At 60.7% G+C, this 4248-nt stretch carries 6 protein-coding genes; 4 read left to right on the top strand and 2 right to left on the bottom strand.

Translation table 11 applies throughout. From position 1 onward, the window contains the following. Positions 1 to 686, top strand: a 686-nt coding sequence (locus tag ACE3OH_RS20215; RefSeq protein WP_374357386.1) for a class II fructose-bisphosphate aldolase, incomplete at its 5' end; no start/stop codon positions are given. A 144-nt stretch (positions 687 to 830) separates the two neighbouring features. Further along, positions 831 to 1982 carry a methionine aminotransferase gene (locus tag ACE3OH_RS20210; protein ID WP_374357384.1) on the top strand — a complete coding sequence of 384 codons (1152 nt, stop codon included), beginning with the start codon at positions 831 to 833 and terminating at the stop codon, positions 1980 to 1982. A gap of 72 nt (positions 1983 to 2054) precedes the next feature. On the opposite strand, the gene ACE3OH_RS20205 is transcribed toward ACE3OH_RS20210, so the two are convergent. Next, the gene (locus ACE3OH_RS20205; RefSeq protein WP_374357382.1) at positions 2055 to 2459 is read right to left on the bottom strand and encodes a diacylglycerol kinase; all 405 of its coding nucleotides are present in this window, start codon (positions 2457 to 2459) and stop codon (positions 2055 to 2057) included. Continuing rightward, entirely contained in the window at positions 2456 to 3223 is a 768-nt protein-coding gene (locus ACE3OH_RS20200; protein WP_374357380.1) for a BPSS1780 family membrane protein, read from the bottom strand. The genes ACE3OH_RS20205 and ACE3OH_RS20200 overlap by 4 nt, the downstream gene beginning before the upstream one ends. 149 nt (positions 3224 to 3372) lie before the next feature. Here ACE3OH_RS20200 and ACE3OH_RS20195 point away from each other — a divergent pair, with 149 nt between their 5' ends. Together ACE3OH_RS20195 and ACE3OH_RS20190 are read left to right on the top strand one after the other, a co-directional pair. Then, positions 3373 to 3672 carry an Mpo1-like protein gene (locus tag ACE3OH_RS20195; RefSeq protein WP_374357378.1) on the top strand — a complete coding sequence of 100 codons (300 nt, stop codon included), beginning with the start codon at positions 3373 to 3375 and terminating at the stop codon, positions 3670 to 3672. A gap of 209 nt (positions 3673 to 3881) precedes the next feature. Beyond that, on the top strand, positions 3882 to 4184 hold the full coding sequence (locus ACE3OH_RS20190; protein WP_374357376.1) for an HU family DNA-binding protein: 303 nt from the start codon (positions 3882 to 3884) through the stop codon (positions 4182 to 4184). Positions 4185 to 4248: the final 64 nt, after the last annotated feature.

The raw sequence follows: 4248 nt of genomic DNA, 5'->3' as shown, positions 1-4248 counted from the left end.
GCGTAGTGGAAATGTCGCACGCCATCGGTGTATCGGTGGAAGGTGAGCTCGGCTGTCTGGGTTCATTGGAAACCGGCGAAGGCGAAAAGGAAGACGGACATGGCTTCGAGGGCAAGCTCAGCCACGACCAGTTGCTGACCGACCCCGAGCAGGCGGCCGACTTCGTCAAGCAGACCCAGGTCGATGCACTGGCGATCGCCATCGGCACCAGCCACGGCGCTTACAAGTTCACCCGCAAGCCCACTGGCGATATTCTGGCCATCGAGCGCATCAAGGAAATCCATGCACGCATTCCCAACACCCATCTGGTAATGCACGGCTCCAGCTCGGTGCCACAGGAATGGCTGGCGGTGATTCGTGAATTCGGTGGCGAAATGAAGGAAACCTATGGCGTGCCGGTGGAAGAAATCGTTACCGGCATCAAGTACGGCGTGCGCAAGATCAATATCGACACCGATATCCGCCTGGCCATGACCGGTGCGGTGCGTCGCCATCTGGCGCAGAACAAGAGCGAGTTCGATCCGCGCAAATTCCTGAAAGACGCCATGCTGTCGGCCAAGGATATCTGCAAGGCCCGCTTCGAAGCCTTCGGCTGTGCTGGTCAGGCCAGCAAGATTGTGCCGCTGTCGATGGAAAAGATGAGCGATCGCTACAAGAAGGGCGAGCTGGCTGCCATCATCAAGTAAGCTCCGGTCCGCAAGCAGCCATTGCCGCAGCAAGCCCCGTCTCTGGCGGGGCTTGTTTTTTGGTTCGTTGCAAATAAGCAATGTGTCTTTGGCTTGGCGCCCGCGGAGCGGCACGATCCGGTTTTTATTCCTGCGAGTTCTGCCATGCCATTGCAGTCAAAATTCCCCGACCTGGGCTTGACCATCTTCAGCCGCATGAGCGCGCTTGCGGCTGAAACCGGTGCCATCAATCTATCGCAAGGCTTTCCCGACTTCGCCGTCGATGCCGGCCTGATCGACGGCGTTCACGCTGCCATGCAGGCCGGTCATAACCAGTACGCACCGATGCCGGGCCTGCCGGCGCTGCGCCAGGCCATTGCCGCCAAGCTACAGGCGAGCCAGGGCGTTGATGTCGATGCCGAGCGCGAAATCACCATCACCGCTGGCGCCACCCAGGCGCTATACACCGCCATTGCGGCGGTGCTGCGTAGTGACGATGAAGCCATCATCATCGAACCGGCTTACGACAGCTATGCGCCGGCCATCATTGCCCAAGGCGCGCTACCGGTGCGGATCAGCCTGAGTGCGCCGGATTTCACCGTGGACTGGGCGCAGGTCGAGGCTGCGGTAACGCCGCGCACCCGGCTGATCATCGTCAACAATCCGAACAACCCGGCCACCAGCCTGTTTGCACAGACCGACCTCGATGCGCTGGCCGCGCTGGCACAGCGCCATGATCTGCTGGTGCTCAGCGATGAAGTTTATGAGCATCTGGTATTCGACGGACAACGCCACCTGAGCGTGCTGTCGCACCCGGAGCTGCGCCAACGCAGCTTTGCCATCTACTCATTCGGCAAGACCTTCCACGCCACCGGCTGGAAGATCGGCTATTGCGTGGCGCCGCCAACTTTGAGCAGTGAATTCCGTAAACTGCATCAATACCTGGTGTTTTCGGTCAGTACACCGATGCAGGTGGCCCTGGCCGGGCATTTGCAGATTGCAGGGCGCTGGCAGGGTTTGGCTGCCTTCTATCAGGCCAAGCGCGATTATCTGATCACAGGCCTGCTCGCCGCCGGCTTTACCTTGCGCCCCAGTACCAGTACCTATTTCCAGCTGGCCGATTATTCCGCCATCCGCCCCGATCTGGACGAACTGGCGTTCGCCGAATGGCTGACCCGCGAGGTGGGTGTGGCCAGCATTCCGGTATCGGCCTTCTATGCCGATGGCCGCAGCCAGCATCTGGTGCGCTTTTGCTTCGCCAAGCGTGAAGCGACATTGGACGCGGCGATGGCGCGCTTGGCGAAGCTCAAGGCATAGCGTTGCCCCGTGTCATGAAGGGGTGGTCAGGCAGGCGACGTCTGTCTGCTCGCCAGCAGCTGCACCGTCGGCTCAGTGAGCCGTCAGCACAATGGCCCAGATGACCGCCATATTCAGCAGCGCCCCCAGCTGGGCGGCGCTGCCGAGATCCTTGGCGCGCTTGGCCAGCAGATGATGGTCGAGCGAGGTGTGGTCGACCGCCGCTTCCACGGCGGAGTTGAGCAATTCCACAATCACGCTGAGGAAATGCGCAAACACGATCAAGGCGCGGCCCCACGGGGGTAAGGGCAGATACAGCGCCATGCCGATGCCGGCGAGCAGCAGCAGGCACACCTGCCGGAACGCCGATTCATGGCGCCAGGCGGCGCGGAAACCGTCGATGGAATAGCCGGTGGCGTTGATCAGTCGCTGGATGCCGGTCTTGCCCTTGAACGGGCTCTCGGCGCTGGCTGCGGTATGAGGGTCGGTCTGGCTCATGGGTTCTCACTGAGTTGTTCAGGCAGGTCGGCAAATACATCGCGGTAGGCGATATAGGCAGTGGTAATGCTCAAGGGCAACAGCAGGAAGGCGCCGAGCACGGTGCACATTGCCACCAGGGCAAACAGCGCAAACACCAGGCCATACACGCTCAGCGCCCGCCAGTTGGCGCTGGCGGCGCGAAACGAAGCCAGCAATGCTGCCTGCGGCAGCACCCGGCCAACAGCTACCAGGGCCGGCGCGAACAGAAAGGCCAGTGACACCAGAAAGGCCAGCACCGCCACCACAGAGAGCCATAGCATGAATACCCCGGCGAGGCTTGGTAGCGTATTCATCAGCGGCTCCAGATTGCCGGTGCCCGCCTGGTTCATGGCATCGAACAAGGCTTGCAGACCCATCAGGCGGGCCAGCAGCTTGCCGATCTGGTCGGTAAACAATTGCATGACGATATAGGCCGCGGCCAGGCCGAGCAGGCCGCGCAACGGGGCTTGAAAGCCTGCCAGCAGATGGTCGAACTCCAGCGCCTCGCCGCCCTGCATCTGCGCGCAGCCGATCTGCAAGCCACCAAACATCGGCAGCATCAGCAGTGGCGCCGCCATCGCCAGCCAGCTCGCCTGGCCCAAGGTAAGCAAAATCAGCAGGAATACCATGGTAATGCCCAGCCAAAGCCAGGGCTGGCGCCAGAACAGGGCGAATCCTGCGCTGAACCAGTGCAGGCCACGGCCGGCAGGGACGATGTGGAAGCTGGGCTGTTCTATAACCATCTGGACGGACTCCCGCGCATGGCGCGATGTTGGCATGCGATTGTGACAGCGCCATATTACGCAACAGAGCCCTGCTTTGCTGCGGCGCAACTGGCAATCTGCCGCCATGGGCGCTAGATTCCCGTATAGCCAAACAAACGAGCCGAACCGTGTCTTTTCAACGCTTTCGCGACTTCTATCCCTACTATCTTGCCGAGCACCAGAACCTCACCTGCCGCCGCCTGCATTTCGCCGGCAGCTGCCTGGTGCTGCTGCTCCTGTTGCTGGGCATCGTTGAGCGCAATGCATGGTTCTTTGCAGCCATGCCGCTGGCAGGCTATGGTTTTGCATGGTTGGGTCACTTTGGATTCGAAAAGAATCGACCGGCAACCTTCAAGTATCCGTTCTACAGCCTGCTCGGCGATTGGGTGATGTTCGGCCAGATGCTGCAAGGCAAGTTGTGGCACTGATACAAAGGCGTCAAACCCTTGTGCACAGGCGGTTTGCCATGTGCATAATGCAGTAAGGCCCACGGGCCCGCAGGTTCAGCGAGTTGCGTCGATACGAGCCGGCGCGAAGCGCAAGCAAGCAGCCATAGCCGTATGCTCGTGCTTGGAATAAGGCGTGTTTTCGAGCTGCCTTCTTTCTCAAACCATTATTCGTCTGGAGTCCAAAGCGCATGAACAAGTCCGAATTGATCGACGTGATCGCCGACAAGGCCAACCTGACCAAAACCGCTGCTGGCCACGCACTCGACGCATTTGTGGAAGCGGTTTCGCAAGCTGTTGCCGATGGCGACAGCGTGACGCTGGTGGGCTTTGGCACCTTCAAATCCCTGCAGCGCGCTGCACGCGAGGGCAAGAATCCACGCACTGGCGAAAAGCTGAAGATTGCCGCCACCACCGTGCCAAAGTTCACGCCTGGCGCCACTTTCAAAGCCAAGGTCGCCACCCCGGCCAAGCCAAAGGCCAAGAAAAAGTAACTCCGGATCAGCTCGGAAGCTCAGGTGCGGCCGGCCCTGCCAAGCGGGCAGAGCACGGCCACAC

This window comes from Chitinimonas sp. (assembly GCF_041904975.1).
Classification (GTDB): Bacteria; Pseudomonadota; Gammaproteobacteria; order Burkholderiales; family Chitinimonadaceae; genus Chitinimonas.
Note: the sequence above shows the minus strand (reverse complement) of the source record. Positions and strands in the feature narration are given on the sequence as shown.

Excerpts from the sequence above, each read along its gene's own strand:
- ACE3OH_RS20210 (WP_374357384.1), top strand. The coding sequence starts at position 831 with ATGCCATTGCAGTCAAAATTCCCCGACCTGGGCTTGACCATCTTCAGC.
- ACE3OH_RS20205 (WP_374357382.1), bottom strand. The coding sequence starts at position 2,459 with ATGAGCCAGACCGACCCTCATACCGCAGCCAGCGCCGAGAGCCCGTTC.
- ACE3OH_RS20200 (WP_374357380.1), bottom strand. The coding sequence starts at position 3,223 with ATGGTTATAGAACAGCCCAGCTTCCACATCGTCCCTGCCGGCCGTGGC.
- ACE3OH_RS20190 (WP_374357376.1), top strand. The coding sequence starts at position 3,882 with ATGAACAAGTCCGAATTGATCGACGTGATCGCCGACAAGGCCAACCTG.